This window comes from Sphingomonas sp. R-74633 (assembly GCF_013416555.1).
In the GTDB taxonomy this organism is placed as follows: Bacteria; Pseudomonadota; Alphaproteobacteria; order Sphingomonadales; family Sphingomonadaceae; genus Sphingomonas.
Genome location: NZ_JACCFG010000005.1, coordinates 472607 through 489464, shown reverse-complemented (window position 1 = coordinate 489464; position 16858 = coordinate 472607). Strand labels below are relative to the sequence as shown.

General features: G+C 67.4%; 13 protein-coding genes. 9 read left to right on the top strand and 4 right to left on the bottom strand.

Going from position 1 to position 16858, the window contains the following annotated elements; translation table 11 throughout:
• The first annotated feature begins 77 nt into the window (after nucleotides 1-77).
• Nucleotides 78-731 (top strand): DUF2490 domain-containing protein, encoded by a 654-nt coding sequence (locus HZY97_RS18460; RefSeq protein WP_180147354.1) that lies wholly within the window; start codon nucleotides 78-80, stop codon nucleotides 729-731.
• Here the strand turns inward: HZY97_RS18460 and HZY97_RS18455 are convergent.
• Nucleotides 728-1186, bottom strand: coding sequence for a hypothetical protein (locus tag HZY97_RS18455; RefSeq protein WP_180147351.1), 459 nt, complete (start codon nucleotides 1184-1186; stop codon nucleotides 728-730). The two genes, HZY97_RS18460 and HZY97_RS18455, sit on opposite strands and share 4 nt — an antisense overlap.
• 76 nt (nucleotides 1187-1262) lie before the next feature.
• Between HZY97_RS18455 and HZY97_RS18450 the strand changes: the two genes are divergently transcribed.
• The 5 genes from HZY97_RS18450 to HZY97_RS18430 all read left to right on the top strand — a co-directional run bounded on the left by HZY97_RS18450 (nucleotide 1263) and on the right by HZY97_RS18430 (nucleotide 9819).
• Nucleotides 1263-3431 carry a primosomal protein N' gene (locus HZY97_RS18450; protein WP_180147348.1) on the top strand — a complete coding sequence of 723 codons (2169 nt, stop codon included), beginning with the start codon at nucleotides 1263-1265 and terminating at the stop codon, nucleotides 3429-3431.
• Nucleotides 3432-3506: 75 nt separating this feature from the next.
• Nucleotides 3507-5033: a hypothetical protein gene (locus HZY97_RS18445; protein ID WP_180147345.1), complete on the top strand. Its 1527-nt coding sequence runs from the start codon at nucleotides 3507-3509 to the stop codon at nucleotides 5031-5033.
• A 40-nt stretch (nucleotides 5034-5073) separates the two neighbouring features.
• Nucleotides 5074-6603 carry a hypothetical protein gene (locus HZY97_RS18440; RefSeq protein WP_180147342.1) on the top strand — a complete coding sequence of 510 codons (1530 nt, stop codon included), beginning with the start codon at nucleotides 5074-5076 and terminating at the stop codon, nucleotides 6601-6603.
• A 50-nt stretch (nucleotides 6604-6653) separates the two neighbouring features.
• Nucleotides 6654-8201, top strand: coding sequence for a hypothetical protein (locus tag HZY97_RS18435; protein WP_180147339.1), 1548 nt, complete (start codon nucleotides 6654-6656; stop codon nucleotides 8199-8201).
• 82 nt (nucleotides 8202-8283) lie between these two features.
• Nucleotides 8284-9819 (top strand): S1C family serine protease, encoded by a 1536-nt coding sequence (locus HZY97_RS18430; RefSeq protein ID WP_306670080.1) that lies wholly within the window; start codon nucleotides 8284-8286, stop codon nucleotides 9817-9819.
• On the opposite strand, the gene HZY97_RS18425 is transcribed toward HZY97_RS18430, so the two are convergent.
• Both HZY97_RS18425 and ada read right to left on the bottom strand, forming a co-directional pair.
• Complete coding sequence (locus HZY97_RS18425) at nucleotides 9820-10287, bottom strand: DUF1203 domain-containing protein (protein ID WP_180147336.1); 468 nt, start codon at nucleotides 10285-10287, stop codon at nucleotides 9820-9822.
• A complete protein-coding gene (gene ada, locus HZY97_RS18420; RefSeq protein WP_180147333.1) occupies nucleotides 10287-11321 on the bottom strand; it encodes a bifunctional DNA-binding transcriptional regulator/O6-methylguanine-DNA methyltransferase Ada in 1035 nt (344 codons plus the stop codon). Before ada ends, HZY97_RS18425 begins: the two co-directional genes overlap by 1 nt.
• A gap of 261 nt (nucleotides 11322-11582) precedes the next feature.
• On the opposite strand from ada, the gene HZY97_RS18415 reads away from it, so the two are divergent.
• Together HZY97_RS18415 and HZY97_RS18410 are read left to right on the top strand one after the other, a co-directional pair.
• Nucleotides 11583-12833, top strand: coding sequence for an MFS transporter (locus tag HZY97_RS18415; RefSeq protein ID WP_180147330.1), 1251 nt, complete (start codon nucleotides 11583-11585; stop codon nucleotides 12831-12833).
• The gene (locus tag HZY97_RS18410) at nucleotides 12830-14449 is read left to right on the top strand and encodes a glycoside hydrolase family 43 protein (RefSeq protein ID WP_180147327.1); all 1620 of its coding nucleotides are present in this window, start codon (nucleotides 12830-12832) and stop codon (nucleotides 14447-14449) included. The genes HZY97_RS18415 and HZY97_RS18410 overlap by 4 nt, the downstream gene beginning before the upstream one ends.
• Here the strand turns inward: HZY97_RS18410 and HZY97_RS18405 are convergent.
• Nucleotides 14421-14855 carry a PilZ domain-containing protein gene (locus HZY97_RS18405; RefSeq protein ID WP_180147324.1) on the bottom strand — a complete coding sequence of 145 codons (435 nt, stop codon included), beginning with the start codon at nucleotides 14853-14855 and terminating at the stop codon, nucleotides 14421-14423. The genes HZY97_RS18410 and HZY97_RS18405 overlap by 29 nt on opposite strands.
• A 443-nt stretch (nucleotides 14856-15298) precedes the next feature.
• Between HZY97_RS18405 and HZY97_RS18400 the strand changes: the two genes are divergently transcribed.
• Nucleotides 15299-16801: a DEAD/DEAH box helicase gene (locus tag HZY97_RS18400; protein WP_180147321.1), complete on the top strand. Its 1503-nt coding sequence runs from the start codon at nucleotides 15299-15301 to the stop codon at nucleotides 16799-16801.
• Nucleotides 16802-16858 lie beyond the last annotated feature (57 nt).

Here is a 16858-nt window from a genome sequence, read left to right as displayed (position 1 = left end):
CGAACAATGTTCCGTCAATGTTCTCATTGTTACAAGTAAAGCTTGCACCGAAATGAAGAGGATGTCTTTAGGCCGCGATGCGCCTGCGCCTATTGCTTCCCCTGTTCCTGATCGCGTCGCCGGCCTTTGCCCAGCGCACCGACGACCAGCTCTGGCTGCAGGCCAACGGCACCGTTCCGACCGGCGCGCACAGCGAAGCGACGGTGGAGAGCATCGTCCGCTTCGGCGACCGGGCCAAGGGGCTGTCGCACACCGAGATCGGCGGGCTCTACACCTGGAAGATCGGCAAGATCGAGATCGCGCTGGGCTACCGGCATGTCGAGGATTTCAACGACGGCCGCGAGCTGCCCAATGAGGAGCGGCTCCGCCAGCATGTGATCATCCCGCTCGGCGCCGGTTTCACCACGCGGATCCGGCTCGAGCAGCGCTTCTACAGCGCGGGACCGGAGATCGGGCACCGGCTGCGCGGACAGCTGCGCTACACGCATGCGCTGACCAAAGGCGGGCTCGGCCTGTTCGCGGCGCACGAGACGTTCCTCAACCTGAACGACACCGGCTGGGGCCAGGCGAGCGGGATCGAGCGGATGCGCAACAGCCTGGGGCTGGCGATCCCGTTCGCGCGGCAGCTGCGTGGCGAGCTGGGCTATATGAACCAATATCGCTTCGGCCGCGCCGGCGCGCGCGACCAGATGGATCACATCGCCAGCTTCACGCTGCTGCTGCGGCCCTAGTCGCCGCTGACCAGCATCGCCTTCACCTTCGGCGTGCTGAGCCCCGAGACATAGAGCCGGTAGAGGCCGGGCTTGAGGTCGAAGCGGACGATCTTGCGGATCGTCGAGCAGTCCGGGCCATGGCCATGCTTGACCGAGGTGAGCGCCGCGCCGCCTTCGGTGCCCGGCAGCAGATCGATCCAGCCGCCCTGATCGAGCGCGACGCCGTAAATGCCGGCGCGCTCGATCTTGAAGCCGATCATCGCCGCCTTGCCCGGCTTGCTGCCCGCCGGCAGCCCCTTGAGCGCCGCGCCGTCGATCGTGTCGAGCTCGACTGCCTTTCCGGGGACGAACTCGTCACCCGGCTTGACCCAGCCGATCAGGCTGGTGGGCAGGCTGGCGTCGGTTGCCTTGCACGCAGTGGTCTGCGCGGCGGGCGCGGTCTGGAGGAGGAGCAGGGCGGCGGCGAACAGCATCTTCGGGTCTCCTGATGTCGCCCGCGCCAATACGGGGATTCCGTTTCGCGCGCAAAAGCCCATATGAGGGGCGCCCATGTCCCGCGCCCGTATTCTCGTCCTGCATCCCGCGCTCGGCCCTCTCGACTATCGCGTGCCCGCCGGCATGGAGGTCGCGCCGGGGTCGATCGTCGTCGTGCCGATCGGGCCGCGCCAATATGCCGGCGTGGTCTGGGAGCCCGAGCGGCTGCCGACCGAGGAGATCGGCGACAACCGGTTGCGCAACATCCTGGCCGTCGCCGACGCGCCGCCGATCCCGGCAGCGGTGCGCCGCCTCGTCGAGTGGACCGCGGACTATTATCTGAGCCCGCCCTCGGCCGTGCTGGCGATGGCGCTGCGTACGTCCGCGGCGTTCGAGAGTTCGCCGACGATCACCGAATATCGCGCGACCGGCGTGGTGCCTGAGCGGCTCACGCCGCAGCGCGCCCAGGCGCTCGAGCGGATCGGCGAGCGTCAGGGGCTGGTCAAGGAACTGGCGCTGGTCGCCGATGTCTCCGACGCGGTGATCCGAGGCTTAGTGAAGGTCGGCGCGATCGAGGCGGTGGTGGTCGATACCGACAGCCCCTATCCGATGCCCGACCCCAATTTCGGGCCGCCCGACCTCAACGCGCTGCAGGCCGATGCCGCATCGATCCTGCGCCAGGCGGTGGGCGCGGAGAGCTTCCAGCCCTTCCTGCTCGACGGCGTCACCGGATCGGGCAAGACCGAAGTCTATTTCGAGGCGGTCGCCGCGGCGATCGCATCGGGCAAGCAGACGCTGGTGCTGCTCCCCGAGATCGCGCTGACCGAGCCGTTCCTCACCCGCTTCGAGAAGCGATTCGGCTGCGAGCCGATCGCCTGGCATTCGGGGCTGCGCGCCTCGCAGCGCCGCCGCGCCTGGCGCGCGATCGCCAGCGGCGAGGCGATGGTGACGGTGGGCGCGCGCTCGGCGCTGTTCCTGCCCTATCCCAATCTCGGCCTGATCGTGGTCGACGAGGCGCACGAGACCAGTTTCAAGCAGGAAGACGGCGTCCACTACCACGCGCGCGACGTCGCGGTGATGCGCGGGCGGTTCGAGGAATGCCCGGTGATCCTCGCCTCCGCCACGCCGGCGATCGAGACGCGGCATCAGGTCGAGCTGGGCCGCTATGAGGAATTGAAGCTGCCCGGTCGCTATGGTCTGGCTGAGATGCCCGAGATCATTCCGATCGACCTGATCCAGGCGCCGCCCGAGCGCGGCCGCTGGCTGGCGCCGCCTTTGGTAAAGGCGATCGAGGAGACGCTGGCGCGGGGCGAGCAGTCGCTGCTGTTCCTCAACCGGCGCGGCTATGCGCCGCTGACGCTGTGCCGGCATTGCGGCCACCGCTTCCAATGCCCGAACTGCACGGCGTGGATGGTCGAGCACCGGTTGCTCAAGCGCCTGTCCTGCCATCATTGCGGGCACACCGTGCCGGCGCCGACCATGTGCCCCGAGTGCAAGAGCGAGGACACGCTCGTCGCCTGCGGGCCGGGCGTCGAGCGTATCGCCGACGAAGTCGCGGCCTTGTGGCCCGATGCGCGCACCGCGATCGTCACCTCCGACACGTTGTGGTCGCCGGCCAAGGCGGCCGAGTTCGTCAGCCGCATGGAACATGGCGCGATCGACATCGTCGTCGGCACCCAGCTGGTCACCAAGGGCTATCACTTTCCCAACCTCACTTTGGTGGGCGTGATCGACGCGGACCTCGGCCTCGACGGCGGCGACCTGCGCGCGTCGGAACGCACCTTCCAGCAGATCATGCAGGTCGCCGGGCGCGCCGGGCGCGGCGAGAAGCCGGGCACCGTCTATATCCAGACGCATGCGCCCGACGCCCCGGTGATGCAGGCTTTGGTCTCGGGCGATGCCGAAAGCTTCTACGCTGCCGAGACCGAGGCGCGCCGCGACGCCGACGCCCCGCCCTATGGCCGCTATGCAGCGATCATCGTCTCCAGCGAGGACCGCGCCGCCGCCGAGGAAACCGCGCGGATGATCGGCCGCACCAAGCCCGAGATCGGCGAGGACATGCATGTCTACGGCCCCGCCCCCGCCCCGCTGGCGATGCTGCGCGGGCGCCACCGCTACCGGCTGCTCGTCCATGCCCGGCGCAGCTTCGACGTCCAGCAGGTGCTGCGCGACTGGCTGGGCGGGCTGAGCTGGAGCCAGAAGGTACGCGTGGCGGTGGACGTCGATCCGTACAGCTTCGTCTGAACCGAAGCGGCGGAATCAGGGCCTGTACCGGCCGCCGCGCCCGCGATAGCATCCCCGACAAAGAGGGGGATTCTCATGATGTTGCGCACGCTGCTTGCCGCAGTGCTGCTCGCCGTTCCGGCGGCGGCGCGGGCCGACTGGTACGAAGCCAGTACCGGGCATTTCGTGATCTATTCGGAGCAGAAGCCCGAAAAGCTCAAGAAGTTCGCCACCGAGCTGGAGCGGTTCGACAAGCTCGCGCGCTTCATCAATTCGGCGAAGGACCAGCCGATCGGGCCGGCCAATCGCCTGACCGTCTATGTCGTCGACACTACCAGCCAGGTCGCGCGCCTGGCGGGCTCCGATTCGGTCGCGGGCTTCTATCGGCCCCGCGCCGGCGGCTCGCTCGCCATCGTGCCGCGCAGTTCGGGCAATGGCGATGCCAATGACCTGAGCCCGCAGCAGATCCTGCTCCACGAATATGCCCATCACCTGATGTGGAGCCTGTATCCCAGCACGGTTTTCCCCTCCTGGTATATCGAGGGATCGGCGGAACTGCTCGCCACCACCCGCTACGACAAGGACGGGACGATGGTGATCGGCCTGCCTCCGCAATATCGCGGCTACAGCCTGCTCGACGGCAACTGGCTGCCCGCCGACAAGATGATGATCGCCGACACGCTCAAGCTCAACGATACCCAGACCGAAGGTCTTTATGGGCGCGGCTGGCTGCTCAACCATTATCTGGTGTTCGGCGACAAGCGGAAGGGCCAGCTCATGGCCTATCTGCAGGCGCTCAACAACGGCAAGTCAGCCAAGGAAGCGGCGACGGCGTTCGGCGACCTGAAGCAGCTCGATCGTGAGCTCGAACGGTACAAGACCGGCTCCTTCACCGCGCGCCGCGCCGGCGCGGAGATCACGCAGGTCGGCGAGGTGGCGATCCGCCAGCTTACCCCCGGCGAGGCGGCGACGATGGACGTGCGCATCCGCTCGAAGAACGGCGTGAACGCCAAGACCGCGCCCGGCGTCTATGCCGATGCCAAGAAGGCGGCCGCACCCTATCCGAACGATGCCGGCGCGCAGCTGGTGCTCGCCGAAGCGGCCTATGACGCGAAGGACTATGCGGTGTCGGAAGCCGCTGCCGACCGCGCGATCGCGGCCAATGCCAAGGCGGTGGACGGCTATGTCTACAAGGCGATGTGCCGGATGGCGCTTGCCGAGAAGGCGAAGGACTTCAGCAAGGAGACATGGAACCCCATCCGCAAGCTGATCGCCGCGGGCAACCGCATCGATCCGCAGGATCCCGAACCGCTGATCCTTTATTATCGCAGCTATATCGAGCAGGGCGTAGCGGTGCCCGACATGGCGAAGGACGCGCTCTATGATGCGTTCATCTACGCGCCGCAGGACAGCGGGCTGCGGCTCAACACCGCGATGATGCTGCTCAAGGACCGCGACGCCCGGGCACGCAGCCTGCTCGCGCCGCTTGCCTATCAGCCGCACGGCAAGGGGCTTGCCGAGTTCGCCCAGTTGCTGGTCGCCAAGATCGACGCGGGTGACATCGACGGCGCCATCGCCGCGCTGGATACCGACCGTAAGGTCGATGACGGGGACGATAGCTGATCCGGCCACGACGGCTTTTCGGGAAATCGGGGAAAACAGGATGTTGTACAGGCTTTTCGCGTTGCTGCTGCTCGTCATGCCGGTGGCGGCACATGCCGACTGGTATGAGGCAAGCACGCCCCATTTCGTCGTCTATGCCGATCGCGATCCCGACAAGCTGAAGGCGTTCGCGACCAATCTCGAGCGGCTGGACCGGGCGATCCGCCTGATGGTGGGCGGCGCCAGTGCCGAGATGAGCAATGCGAGCCGCGTCACCGTGTTCACGGTCGATGACGTGCCGACCGTGGCGCGGCTCATCGGGCGTCAGGGCGTCGAGGGGTTCTTCATTCCCCGCGCCTCCGGATCGGTCGCGATCGTGCCCGAGCAGGGGAGCGGCGGCGGCGACCTTGCGCTCAAGCCGCTGCAGATCCTGCTCCACGAATATGCGCACCACCTGATGTGGAGCCTCGATCCCAATACCGGCTATCCGAGCTGGCTGGTCGAGGGCTTCGCCGAGTTCAACGCGACCGCGCGCTTCGGCAAGGACGGGTCGGTGACGCTGGGCGAACCCCCGCTCTATCGCGGGGTCAGCATCATGGGCGACGTCTATCTGCCGATGGACAAGCTGCTGACGGTCGATTCCAAGACGCTCGACGACAGCCAGATGGAGGCGTTTTACGGGCGCTCCTGGCTGCTCACTCATTATCTGCGGCTCGGCGCGCCGCAGCGCAGCACCCAGCTCTCCGCCTATGTCGCGGCGCTCAAGGCCGGCAAGTCGCTGCGCGAGGCGGCGCAGGTGTTCGGCGACCTGAAGAAACTCGATGGCGAGCTGGAAGTCTACAAGAAGCGCCATCTGTCGATCTCGACGCTGACCGGCGCGCAGCTGGCGATCGGGCCGGTGAACGTGCGCAAGCTCAGCCCCGCCGCCGCGGCGACGATGGAAGTGCGTATCCGCTCGAAGGTCGCGGTGAGCCCCGAGACCGTGCAGCCGATCTATGCCGATGCCAGGCGCGCGGCGGCGCCCTATCCGAACGATGTCGACGCGCAGATGGTGCTCGCCGGCGCGGCGATCGACGCGGGCGATTATGCCGAGGCCGAGGCCGCAGTCGACCGGGCGCTCGCCACCGATCCCAAGCTGGTGCGCGCGCTCACCTTCGACGCGACCGCGCGGATGCTCGAGGCGCGCAAGGCGAAGGACATGCGCCCCGAAACCTGGAACGCGGTGCGCGCAATCCTTTCCAACGCCAACCGGCTCGATCCGCGCGATCCGCTGCCGCTGTGGCTCTATTATCGAACCTATGGTGAGCAGGGCGTCGCCGCCCCCGAGATCGCCAAGGACGGGCTGAACAGCGCCTTCCTGCTCGCGCCCTATGACTATAATCTGCGCATGACCACCGCCGCCATGTATCTTGGCGAGCGCAACGGGACCGGTGCGCGCACGGTGCTGCGCCCGTTCGTCAACGATCCGCACAGCGGCGCGCACGGTCCGCTGGCGGCGGCGATGATCGAAAAGATCGATGCGGGCGACATTCCCGGCGCGCTCGCGATGCTGTCGAGGAAGCCCGAAAAGCCCGCAGCCGCAGGCGATTGACGACTCGCGCGCAATTCCTAGACTTCCCCCACGTTCTCGGGGGAAAACATATGGTTCGCCACTTCCTGCTTGCCGCATCGATGCTGCTGGCGCCGTCGCTCGCCCATGCCGACTGGTATGAGGCGAGCTCCAAGCATTTCGTCGTCTATTCGGACGACAATCCGGAGAAGCTCAAGGCCTATACCAGCCGGCTCGAGCGCTTCGACCAGACGCTGCGCTTCCTCACCGGTACGGCAGACAAGCCGCTGAGCCCGATGATGCGGGTGCACGTCTATGTCCTCGCCAATGTGAAGGAGGTCCAGCGCCTTGCCGGCAACAGCAGCGTGGCCGGCTATTATCAGCGGCGCGCCGTCGGACCGGTGGCATTCGTGCCCAAGGACGACGGCAGCGGCTCGCTCAATGCGCAGACCATCCTGCAGCATGAATATGCCCATAGCTTCATGTTCTCGAGCTGGCCGGGCGTCGTCTTCCCCAAATGGTTCGCCGAAGGGTTCGCCGAGTTCGTCGGCACGGCCTTTTACCGCAGCGGCGACGATACGCTGGTGATCGGCAAGGCGCCCGAATATCGCGCTTACGGCATCGACCGTGTCGCGCAGATGCCGGCGGAGCGGATGCTCCAGCTCGATCCCAAGGACAAGGAGATCGACACCCAGACGCTCTACGGGCGCGGCTGGCTGCTCACCCATTATGCGATCCTGGGCGGCCATTCTAAGGAGCTGGCCGGCTATATCCAGGCGCTCAACGAGGGCAAGTCGGTCGACGAGGCCAACAAGGCGTTCGGCAATCTCGGCCAGCTGGATGCCAAGCTCAACGCCTATGGCGCACGCGCTTCGCTGCCGACGATCGTCGTGCCGTCGGGCAAGGTGCAGGTGGGCGAAGTCACGCTGCGCAAGCTCAGCGCCGGCGAGGCTTCGACGATGAAGGCGCGGATCTGGTCGACCAACGGCGTCGACGAGGAGCGCGCCAAGATGGTGGTCGAATGGGCGCGCCAGGGCGCCGCCGCCTATCCGAACGACGCCGGCGCGCAGAACGAGCTGGCCGAGGCCGAGTTCGACAGCAAGAACTATGCCGCTTCCGAAGCCGCGGCCGACCGCGCGCTCGCCGCCGATCCCACCTCGATCCACGCGCTGCTTTACAAGGGCATGGCGCAGCAGGAGCTCGCCAAGGCCGACAAGGCGAGCGACGTCGGCCGCTGGAAGGCGGCGCGCAGCTGGTTCGTCAAGGCGAACAAGCTCGACCCCACCTATCCGCAGCCGCTGATCCTCTATTATCAGAGCTTCGAGGAAGCCGGCGTGCCGGCGCCCAAGGTGGCGCAGGACGGGCTGGTCGGCGCCTATACCTATGCCCCGTTCGACAGCGGGCTGCGCGCGCAGGTGGGCGAAGTGCTGCTCGAGCAGGGCAATCTGAACGGCGCGCGGATCGCATTCGAGACGATCGCCTATGGCCCGCACCCCGATGCCAGCAACAATGTCGCGCTCAACGTGCTCAAGGCTATGGACGAGGGCGGCAAGGATGCCGCGCTCAAGGTGATCGCCGACGCAAAGGCCAAGTCGAAAAAGGCCGCCGAGGACGCGAAGAACAAGAAGAAGGCCGGCTGAGGCCCCGCGCCACCGCCAGCCGCTTGAACCCGCGCCGCTTTTGCCCGAAAGCTGGCGGCCAGCTTCAAAGGGTTCGGGTTCGATGATGCGTCGGTTGCTGTTGGTAGTGGCGCTGCTCTTTGCATGGGCGGGGCCGGCCTATGCCGACGACATCTCCGCCTCTGCCCGCGGCGTGGTGCGCATCGTCACCATCGCCGTGGTCGATGACGAGGTTGTCGGCTTCGGCCATGGCAGCGGCTTCGCGGTGGGCCCCAACCGCGTCGTCACCAACGCGCATGTCGTCGAGCTTGCCGGGCGCTATCCCGACAATGTCGTGATCGGCGTCGTGCCCTCGGAAGGCGACAAGTCCTACCAGGGCAAGGTCATCAAGATCGACCAGGCGCGCGACCTGGCGCTGATCGAGTTCACCGGCGTGCGGCTGCCGCCGCTCACGCTGTTCGGCGGCAAGATCGCCGATGGCGATTCGCTCGTCGCGCTTGGTTATCCGGGCAATGTCGATGTCGCGACGGTGCGCTCGGCGGCGGACTTCATCAAGCCGCAGTCGCCGGTTCGCTCGCAGGGCGGCTTTGCCGGTTTCCGCCAGTTGAGCGGCGTGAGCGTGCTGGTCCACAACGCCAGCATCGCACGCGGCAATTCGGGCGGCCCGCTGCTCGATCGCTGCGGCCGGGTGCTCGGCGTCAATTCGGCGATCACGCATAACGACGAGGGCGATTCGACCTTTGCCTTCGCGATTGCCGAGGGCGAGCTCGCCGCCTTCCTGACCGAGGCGAAACAGCCCTTCACCAAGGTCGACATGCCCTGCACCTCGGTCGAGGACCAGATGGCGCAGGAGCGCAACGCCGACGAAAAGGCGCGGCTGGAGGCCGACGAGCTTTCGCGCGCCAGCGCCGCCAAGGCCGCGACCGAGCGCGAGGACGCGGTCGCCCAGGCGCGCAGCCGGGCGGCGGCATCGCGCGAGAATTATATGGCCGGCGCAGTGCTGCTGCTGGTGCTCGGCGCGCTCACCGTGGGCGGCGGCGGGCTGCTGCTGTCGCGCGAACGCAAGCGCGAGGCGATCTGGGTGGCGGCCGGCGGCGCGCTGCTGATGATCGCCGCGATCGTGATGTTCCTCACCCGGCCGAGCTTCAACGAAGCCTCGGTGCTGGCGGTGCCCAAGGCCGTAGCGGCGGACGGCGCGGCGCCGGTCGAAGCGCAGGGCAAGCTGGTCTGCACGCTGGTGCCCGAGCGCAGCCGCGTGATCGTCTCGGCCACCGACAAGGTCGACCTCGATGTCGGCAATGACGGCTGCATCAACGGCCGCACGCAATATGCCGAGGCCGAGAACGGCAAGCATTGGCAGCGCATCCTCGTCCCCGACCAGGAAGCCAGCGTCTCGGTGCTCGATTTCGACCCCGCGACGGGCACCTACACCAACACCCGCTATCTGCTCTCGTCCGAGCAGATGAAGCAGGCGCGGGCGCTGCGAAAGGGGGTGCCGCTCAAGGAATGCAGCACCGACCAGGCCAAGCGCGCCGAGCTGGCGACGCAGCAGCAATCGATCCGCACCGCGCTGCCGTCGGTATATAACGAGAAGCTGGTGTATCGCTGCGCGGCTTCGGATGCGGCTGCGGCGAAGTAGCTACGCCCGATCCACGCGCGCGGCGAAGCAGCCGCGTCGGGCATTGTGGACATGAAGATAGTCAACCGCCGGATCCGCGAACATCCGCGTGATCAACGGCTCGAGGTCGCGGCCTTCGACCACTTCGGCATCGGTCATCATGCCAGCGCCGTCGAACGCACGGACCGAGAGCAGGCGGATCGCCAGCGGTTCGGGCACCCTGTCCTCGAACCGCGCCGGCACCTCGGCGCCTTCGCGCACGAAGATCGCATGGGCACTGCGATAGGGCGAGGCGACGGGCAGATGCGCGTAATTGATCAGCAGCACCTGCTCGCCCGGTTCGACATCGGCCAGCTCGACCCGGCACGGCGCATCGGGCTTCCGCTCCACCGTCATGCGCACCACCTGCTCGGCGGCGAGCGCAGCGTTGGACAGACCGTAGAGACGGCGGAAGGGCGCGGGGTCGATTCCCTGGATTACATAGGCCATTACTCGGCGCCCTCGCGCTTGAGCAGCGCCTGTTTGCGATCAACGCCATAGGCGTAGCCGCCCATGCTGCCGTCCGAGCGCAGCGCACGGTGGCATGGGATGATCACCGGCACATGGTTCGCCCCGCAGGCCGTGCCCGCCGCGCGCACCGCGCCGGGACTGCCCGCCGCAGTCGCGATCTGCGCATAGCTGCGCGTCTCGCCCGGCGGAATTGCGCGCAGTGCCTGCCACACCGCTTCCTGGAAAGCAGTGCCCTGCACGTCGAGCGGCAGATCGGTGTCGCGCCCGGGGCTCTCGACCTCGGCGACCACCCGCGCAGCGAGCGCCGACAGCGCCGCGCCGCCCTGGACGATCTCCGCCGCCGGGAAGCGCGTGGCGAGGCCGAGCGCATTCTCGTCGAACGCGACGCGACACAGCCCCTTGTCGGTCGCCGCGATCAGCAGCGGACCAAGGCTGGTCTCGGCGATCGTCCAGCGGATCGTCACCCCTGCCCCGCCGCGCTTCCACACGCTGGGGCTCATGCCGAGCCGGGCATTGGCGGTTTCGTAGAAGCGGCTCGGCGCGGAATAGCCGGCCTCGTAGATCGCCTCGGTCACGCTGCCCTCGCCCAGCGCCTCGGCGGCACGCTTCGCCTTGAGGCTGCGGGCATAGGCGGCCGGGGTCACGCCGGTGGCGCGCTTGAACAGCCGGTGGAAATGGTGCGGCGCATAGCCGACCGCGGCGGCGACTTCGTCGAGCGAGACCGATTCCTCGGCCGCCTCGATCAGCGCTACCGCTTTGGCCACCGCGATCCGGTCGCGCCCCACTTCGTCGGGCTTGCAGCGCAGACATGCGCGATAGCCGGCGGCGCGCGCCGCTTCGGCGTCATCGTAGAATTCGACATGCTCGCGCTTGGGCCGCCGCGCCGGGCAGGTCGGCTTGCAATAGATGCGCGTGGTGGTCACCGCGACGATCAGGCGCCCGTCAAAGGCGCGGTCGCGCGCCTCGAAGGCAGCCCAGGCCGCGTCTTCGGGGAGAGAGAGTTCGTGCGTCATGGGGTGGATATAGGCGTGTCGCGCGCGGGCCACATCCCGGCGATTGCGGTCAAAGCCTCATCCGGAAACCAAAATCGTCACCCCGGCCTCGTGCCGGGGTCCACCGGGAGGCAAGGGCGAAGCGAGAGGCTCAAAGGAAGCAAGTGCGGCGCAGTGGATCCCGGCACAAGGCCGGGATGACGGAGGCAGGGCCTTGCCCCGCCCCCCCAAAACCGCCACTGTTAGCGCTAACGGGCGCACTTCGACGCCCATGGAGAGGCCATGTCCTTCTGGCGACGCACGCGCGCCCTGCGCTGGTGGATCATCGGGATCGTGATGCTGGGCACGATCGTGAACTATCTCACCCGCTCGACGCTGGCCGTCGCGGCGCCGACCTTCATGGCCGACCTGCATATCGACGAGCACCAATATAGCTGGATCACCGCTGCCTTTCAGGCCGGTGTGATGCTCCAGCCGATCGTGGGGTATATCCTCGACACGATCGGGCTGCGCACGGGGCTCGCCATCTTCGCGACCTGCTGGGGCGTGCTGACCATGGGACATGGCCTCGCCTTCAGCTGGCAGATGCTGTTCGGCCTGCGCGGGGCGCTGGGATTTGCCGAGGGGACATCGCACACCGGCGGGCTGAAAGTCGTCTCGGAATGGTTTCCGGCGAAGGAGCGCGGGCTGGCCGGCGGCATCTACAATCTTGGCGCCTCCGCCGGATCGGCGCTCGCCGCGCCTTTGGTAGCCTGGTCGATCTGGATGTGGAACTGGCGCGCGGCGTTCGTGATCGCCGGTGCCCTCGCGCTGTTCTGGGTGCTGCTCTGGCTGCGCTTCTATCGCTCGCCCGCCGAGCATCCCGACATCAGCGAGGAGGAGCGCGCTTATATCCTCGCCGGGCAGGAGGCGCATACGCTCGCGGCGGGTGCACGCCCCTCGGTCCTCTCGATCCTCCGGCAGCGCAATTTCTGGGGCATCGCGATCCCGCGCTTCCTCGCCGACCCGACCTGGGGGACGCTGACCTTCTGGCTGCCGCTCTATCTGGTGAAGGTCCGCCATTTCGACCTGGGCGAGATCGCCATCTCGGCCTTCCTCCCCTTCGTCGCCGCCGATCTCGGCTGCCTGTTCGGCCCGACCGTGGTGCTCTGGCTGCAGCGCCGCGGCGTCGACCTGATCGATGCGCGCCGCTGGACCTTCACGCTGGGCGCGGTGCTGATGACCGGGATGCTGTTCGTCGGTTCGGTCGAGAGCGCCTGGGCGGCGGTGGCGCTGCTCTCGCTCGGCGGCTTCGCGCACCAGACGCTGTCGGTCACCTGCATCACCATGGCCAGCGACCTGTTCCGCCGCGACGAGCTCGGCACCGTCGCCGGGCTGGCGGGCACCTGCGCCAATGCCTCGATCCTGATCTTCTCGCTGCTGATGGGCAGCCTGGTCGCCTCGATCGGCTATAACCCCTTCTTCATCGCCCTCGGACTGCTCGACCTGGTCGCGGCGGCCGTGCTCTGGACCCTGGTGCGCAAACCCGCATGACTCGCAATCCCATCCTGCCCGGCTTCAATCCCGACCCGTCGATCGCCCGCGTGGGCGACGATTATTATATCGCCACCTCGACCTTCGAGTGGTTCCCCGGCGTGCAGATCCACCACAGCCGGGATCTTGCGAACTGGGCGCTGATTGCGCGCCCGCTAAACCGCGCGAGCCAGCTCGACATGCGCGGCGATCCGGACAGTTGCGGGGTGTGGGCGCCGTGCCTCAGCCACGACGGCGAACGCTTCCACCTGATCTACACCGATGTGAAGCGCTATGGCCGCACCACCACCGGCGGCGCATCGGGCGCGAGTCTCCGCGACTTCCACAACTACCTGGTGAGCTGCGACACGATCGACGGCGACTGGTCCGATCCGATCCACCTCAATTCGAGCGGCTTCGATCCCTCGCTCTTCCATGACGAGGACGGGCGGAAATACCTGCTCAACATGCTGTGGGACCATCGCCCGGGCCGCAACCGCTTTGCCGGGATCGTGCTGCAGGAATATTCGCCGGAGGAGCAAAGGCTGATCGGCGAGCGGGTCAACATCTTCCCCGGCACCCCGCTCGGCCTCACCGAGGCGCCGCATCTCTATCGGCGCGACGGCTGGTACTATCTGCTCACCGCCGAAGGCGGCACCGGCTGGAACCACGCGGTGACGATGGCGCGATCGCGCAGCCTGACCGGCCCCTACGAGCTCCACCCCGACACTTATATCCTCTCGAGCCGTACCCGCCCCGACGCGCCGCTCCAGCGTGCCGGCCATGCCGATCTGGTCGAGACGCCCGAGGGCGAGCCGTGGCTGGTCTATCTGTGCGGCCGCCCCCTCCCCAATCGCGGGCGCTGCGTGCTGGGGCGCGAGACCGCGATCCAGCCGATGCGCTGGGAAGATGGCTGGCTCTACACGACCGGCGAGCGCGGCATGCCGATGCTCGAGGTGCCCGGTCCCGAGGGCCGCGCGCCGGTTCATAGCCGCGACGAGTTCGACGACCCGGCGCTACCGATCGATTTCCAATGGCTACGCACGCCCGAGCCAGAGGCGATCTTCAGCCTCACTGCGCGCCGCGGCCATCTGCGTCTATATGGCCGCGAGACAATCGGCAGCCTGTTCACCCAGGCGCTGGTCGCCCGGCGGCAACAGGCGTTCTGTTATTCCGCGAGCTGTGCGCTGGATTTTGACCCACGCCACTTCCAGCAGGTCGCCGGACTGGTCTCTTATTATAACGCCGCCAAGTTCCATTACCTCCACGTCAGCCATGACGAGGAAACCGGCCGCCATATCCGCGTGATGTCGGCGCTGCCCGATTCGCCCCAGGCCGATGCGTTCACTGCGCCGATCGCGATCCCCGAAGGCGTGGTCGAGCTACGCGCCGAAGTGGATTACGAGCGGCTGCGCTTCGCCTGGCGCGTGCCCGGCGGCGACTGGCAATGGCTTGCGGAGCAGTTCGACGCCTCGATCCTCTCGGACGAAGCCAGCGCGCCCGGCCTGCCCAATTTCACCGGCGCGTTCATCGGCATGGCGTGCCAGGACCTGTCCGGCGCGGGGCTCCACGCCGATTTCGACTGGTTCGACTATCGCGAGCGGGACTTCAGTCCTCGCGCGTCGGACGCCGGATAAGCCGGCGCAGCGGTGGGATCGTCGGCTTGGGGCCGGGCTTGCCGGTGCCGAAGCGCGCGGCGAGCGCGGCGGAGAGATCGGCCAGGATATGCTCCTGCCCCTTAAAGGCATGCGCGATCTCTTCCTCGGTCAGCGCCTTCATAAAGGCACAGCCATAGGTGCTGCCGTTGCGACGCACGACCTTGGCGGCGCGCGATCCGGCACCCGACAGGCCGAGCGAGACCAAAGTACCCACCGGCAGGTCGAGATCCGAGGCGAAGCGGAAGCCCGTGCGCGAGAAATCCTCGACCTGCACATCGATCGGCGCGCCATCCGGCGCACGCACCGTAGACGGCGAATCCGCATCGAAACGGATCGCGCCGCGGCGGTCGATATCTCCGAGAATCTCAAGCTTGGCGACGAGCAAGTTACAGGCTCCAGTAAAGGCGCCCCGAGCCTAGCGAGCCACTCGTTAACGAGTGCTTTGTGTGGGAGTCGGCTGGCATTAATTTCATGTGCGCAATGGCCGGCTCCGGGCCCGACACCTCTGCACGCAATCATGCCACGGATCGGCCAAGCATACCACCGGTTCGCCATGCATCGCCTTGTCCTCGCAGCGAAAAAACCGAGATGGCGGCAGGGAAACCCCTAGGGGAGAAAGCCCCTTCCTTGACGGAAACCGATTTCATCGCCATATGGCCACCATCGAGGCGTAATGCAGCGTGATCGGGCATGCGGGTTAATCCCCAAGGGCCCAGGCTCCGCCTCGGTTATTTTTCCGGCTTCCCTAGTCACGCGGGTCGTCATTTTTGACCCCGCCTTGCGCCTGGATTCCGTCCGGTGCGCCCGGCCGTATGCACAGGATATTCAATGCAGTTCAAAGAACTCGGTCTCTCGGAGACCGTTCTCGCCGCGCTTGCCGTCAAGGGCTATAGCGAGGCGACGCCGATCCAGGCCAAGTCGATCCCGGCGCTCCTCGAAGGACGCGACCTGCTCGGCATCGCCCAGACCGGCACCGGCAAGACCGCCGCTTTCATGCTCCCCTCGATCGACCGCCTGGTCGCATCCGGCAAGCGCGCCCAGCCGCGCGGCTGCCGCATGCTGGTGCTCGCGCCGACGCGTGAGCTCGCCAGCCAGATCGCCGACAATGCCCGCCATTATGCCAAGGGCACCAAGCTGAGCGTCGCCACCGTGTTCGGCGGCACCTCGATCCACAAGAACAAGACCGACCTCGCCAAGGGCGTGGACATCGTCGTCGCTACCCCGGGCCGTCTCGTCGACCTGATGGACCAGTGCTACGCGATCCTGATGGGTCTCGAGATCCTGGTGCTCGACGAAGCCGACCAGATGATGGACCTCGGCTTCATCCACGCGCTCAAGCGGATCGTCCGCGAGCTGCCGTCGAAGCGCCAGACCCTGTTCTTCTCGGCGACGATGCCGAAGACGATCCGCGAGCTGGCCGGCCAGTTCATCAAGGATCCGGTCGAAGTGAAGGTCACCCCCGAGGCGACCACTGCCGAGCGCGTCGAGCAGAGCGTCACCTTCGTCCAGCAGTCCGAGAAGCAGGCGCTGCTCACGATCCTGCTCAAGGAGACCGAGATCGATCGCGCGCTGGTGTTCAGCCGCACCAAGCACGGCGCCGACCGCATCGTCCGCCTGCTCGCGGGCAACGGCATCGCGTCGAACGCGATCCATGGCAACAAGAGCCAGCCGCAGCGCGAGCGCGCGCTCGGCGAGTTCCGCGCGGGCAAGGTCAAGATCCTGGTCGCGACCGACATCGCCGCGCGCGGCATCGACGTGTCGGGCGTCAGCCATGTGTTCAACTTCGAGCTGCCGAACGTGGCGGACCAGTATGTCCACCGCATCGGCCGCACCGCGCGCAACGGCAAGGAAGGCATCGCGATCAGCTTCTGCGCCGAGGACGAGCGCCCCTATCTGCGCGACATCGAGCGGCTGATCCGCCAGAAGCTCACCGTCGTGCCGCTGCCCGAGGGCTTTATCGCCACGGCGGCAGCGCTGTCGCGTTCGCGCGTCAACGTGCCCGCGAGCCGCGACGAGCAGAACGGCCAGCGCGGCCGCGAGATGCAGCGCGACGGCCGCCGTCCGGGCCAGCCGCAGCGCCAGCGCCCCGGTGGTCCGCGTCGTGAGGATCGCCCGCGTGGCGACCAGCCGCGCCGCGACGGCCAGGCCCCGCGTCCCGAGGCTGCGGGCGCCGCCGCCGGCGAGCCGCGTCCGCGCCGCTTCGACGCGCAGCCGCAGGGCGAACAGCCCCGCAACTATGCGCGCCCCAAGCGCAAGTGGCAGCCCCGCCCGACCAATGGCGGCGGTCAGCGCCAGGGCGGACAGGGTCAGGGCGGCGGCCGCGGCCGCTAAGTCCTGACAGACTGAAACAAGCTTCGGGCCGCTCCCTTGGGGGCGGCCCGAATTGCG

Excerpts from the sequence above, each read along its gene's own strand:
- HZY97_RS18415 (WP_180147330.1), top strand. The coding sequence starts at position 11,583 with ATGTCCTTCTGGCGACGCACGCGCGCCCTGCGCTGGTGGATCATCGGG.
- HZY97_RS18425 (WP_180147336.1), bottom strand. The coding sequence starts at position 10,287 with ATGGCCTATGTAATCCAGGGAATCGACCCCGCGCCCTTCCGCCGTCTC.
- HZY97_RS18450 (WP_180147348.1), top strand. The coding sequence starts at position 1,263 with ATGTCCCGCGCCCGTATTCTCGTCCTGCATCCCGCGCTCGGCCCTCTC.
- HZY97_RS18460 (WP_180147354.1), top strand. The coding sequence starts at position 78 with ATGCGCCTGCGCCTATTGCTTCCCCTGTTCCTGATCGCGTCGCCGGCC.
- HZY97_RS18430 (WP_306670080.1), top strand. The coding sequence starts at position 8,284 with ATGATGCGTCGGTTGCTGTTGGTAGTGGCGCTGCTCTTTGCATGGGCG.
- HZY97_RS18410 (WP_180147327.1), top strand. The coding sequence starts at position 12,830 with ATGACTCGCAATCCCATCCTGCCCGGCTTCAATCCCGACCCGTCGATC.
- HZY97_RS18455 (WP_180147351.1), bottom strand. The coding sequence starts at position 1,186 with ATGCTGTTCGCCGCCGCCCTGCTCCTCCTCCAGACCGCGCCCGCCGCG.
- HZY97_RS18440 (WP_180147342.1), top strand. The coding sequence starts at position 5,074 with ATGTTGTACAGGCTTTTCGCGTTGCTGCTGCTCGTCATGCCGGTGGCG.
- HZY97_RS18445 (WP_180147345.1), top strand. The coding sequence starts at position 3,507 with ATGATGTTGCGCACGCTGCTTGCCGCAGTGCTGCTCGCCGTTCCGGCG.
- ada (WP_180147333.1), bottom strand. The coding sequence starts at position 11,321 with ATGACGCACGAACTCTCTCTCCCCGAAGACGCGGCCTGGGCTGCCTTC.
- HZY97_RS18400 (WP_180147321.1), top strand. The coding sequence starts at position 15,299 with ATGCAGTTCAAAGAACTCGGTCTCTCGGAGACCGTTCTCGCCGCGCTT.
- HZY97_RS18435 (WP_180147339.1), top strand. The coding sequence starts at position 6,654 with ATGGTTCGCCACTTCCTGCTTGCCGCATCGATGCTGCTGGCGCCGTCG.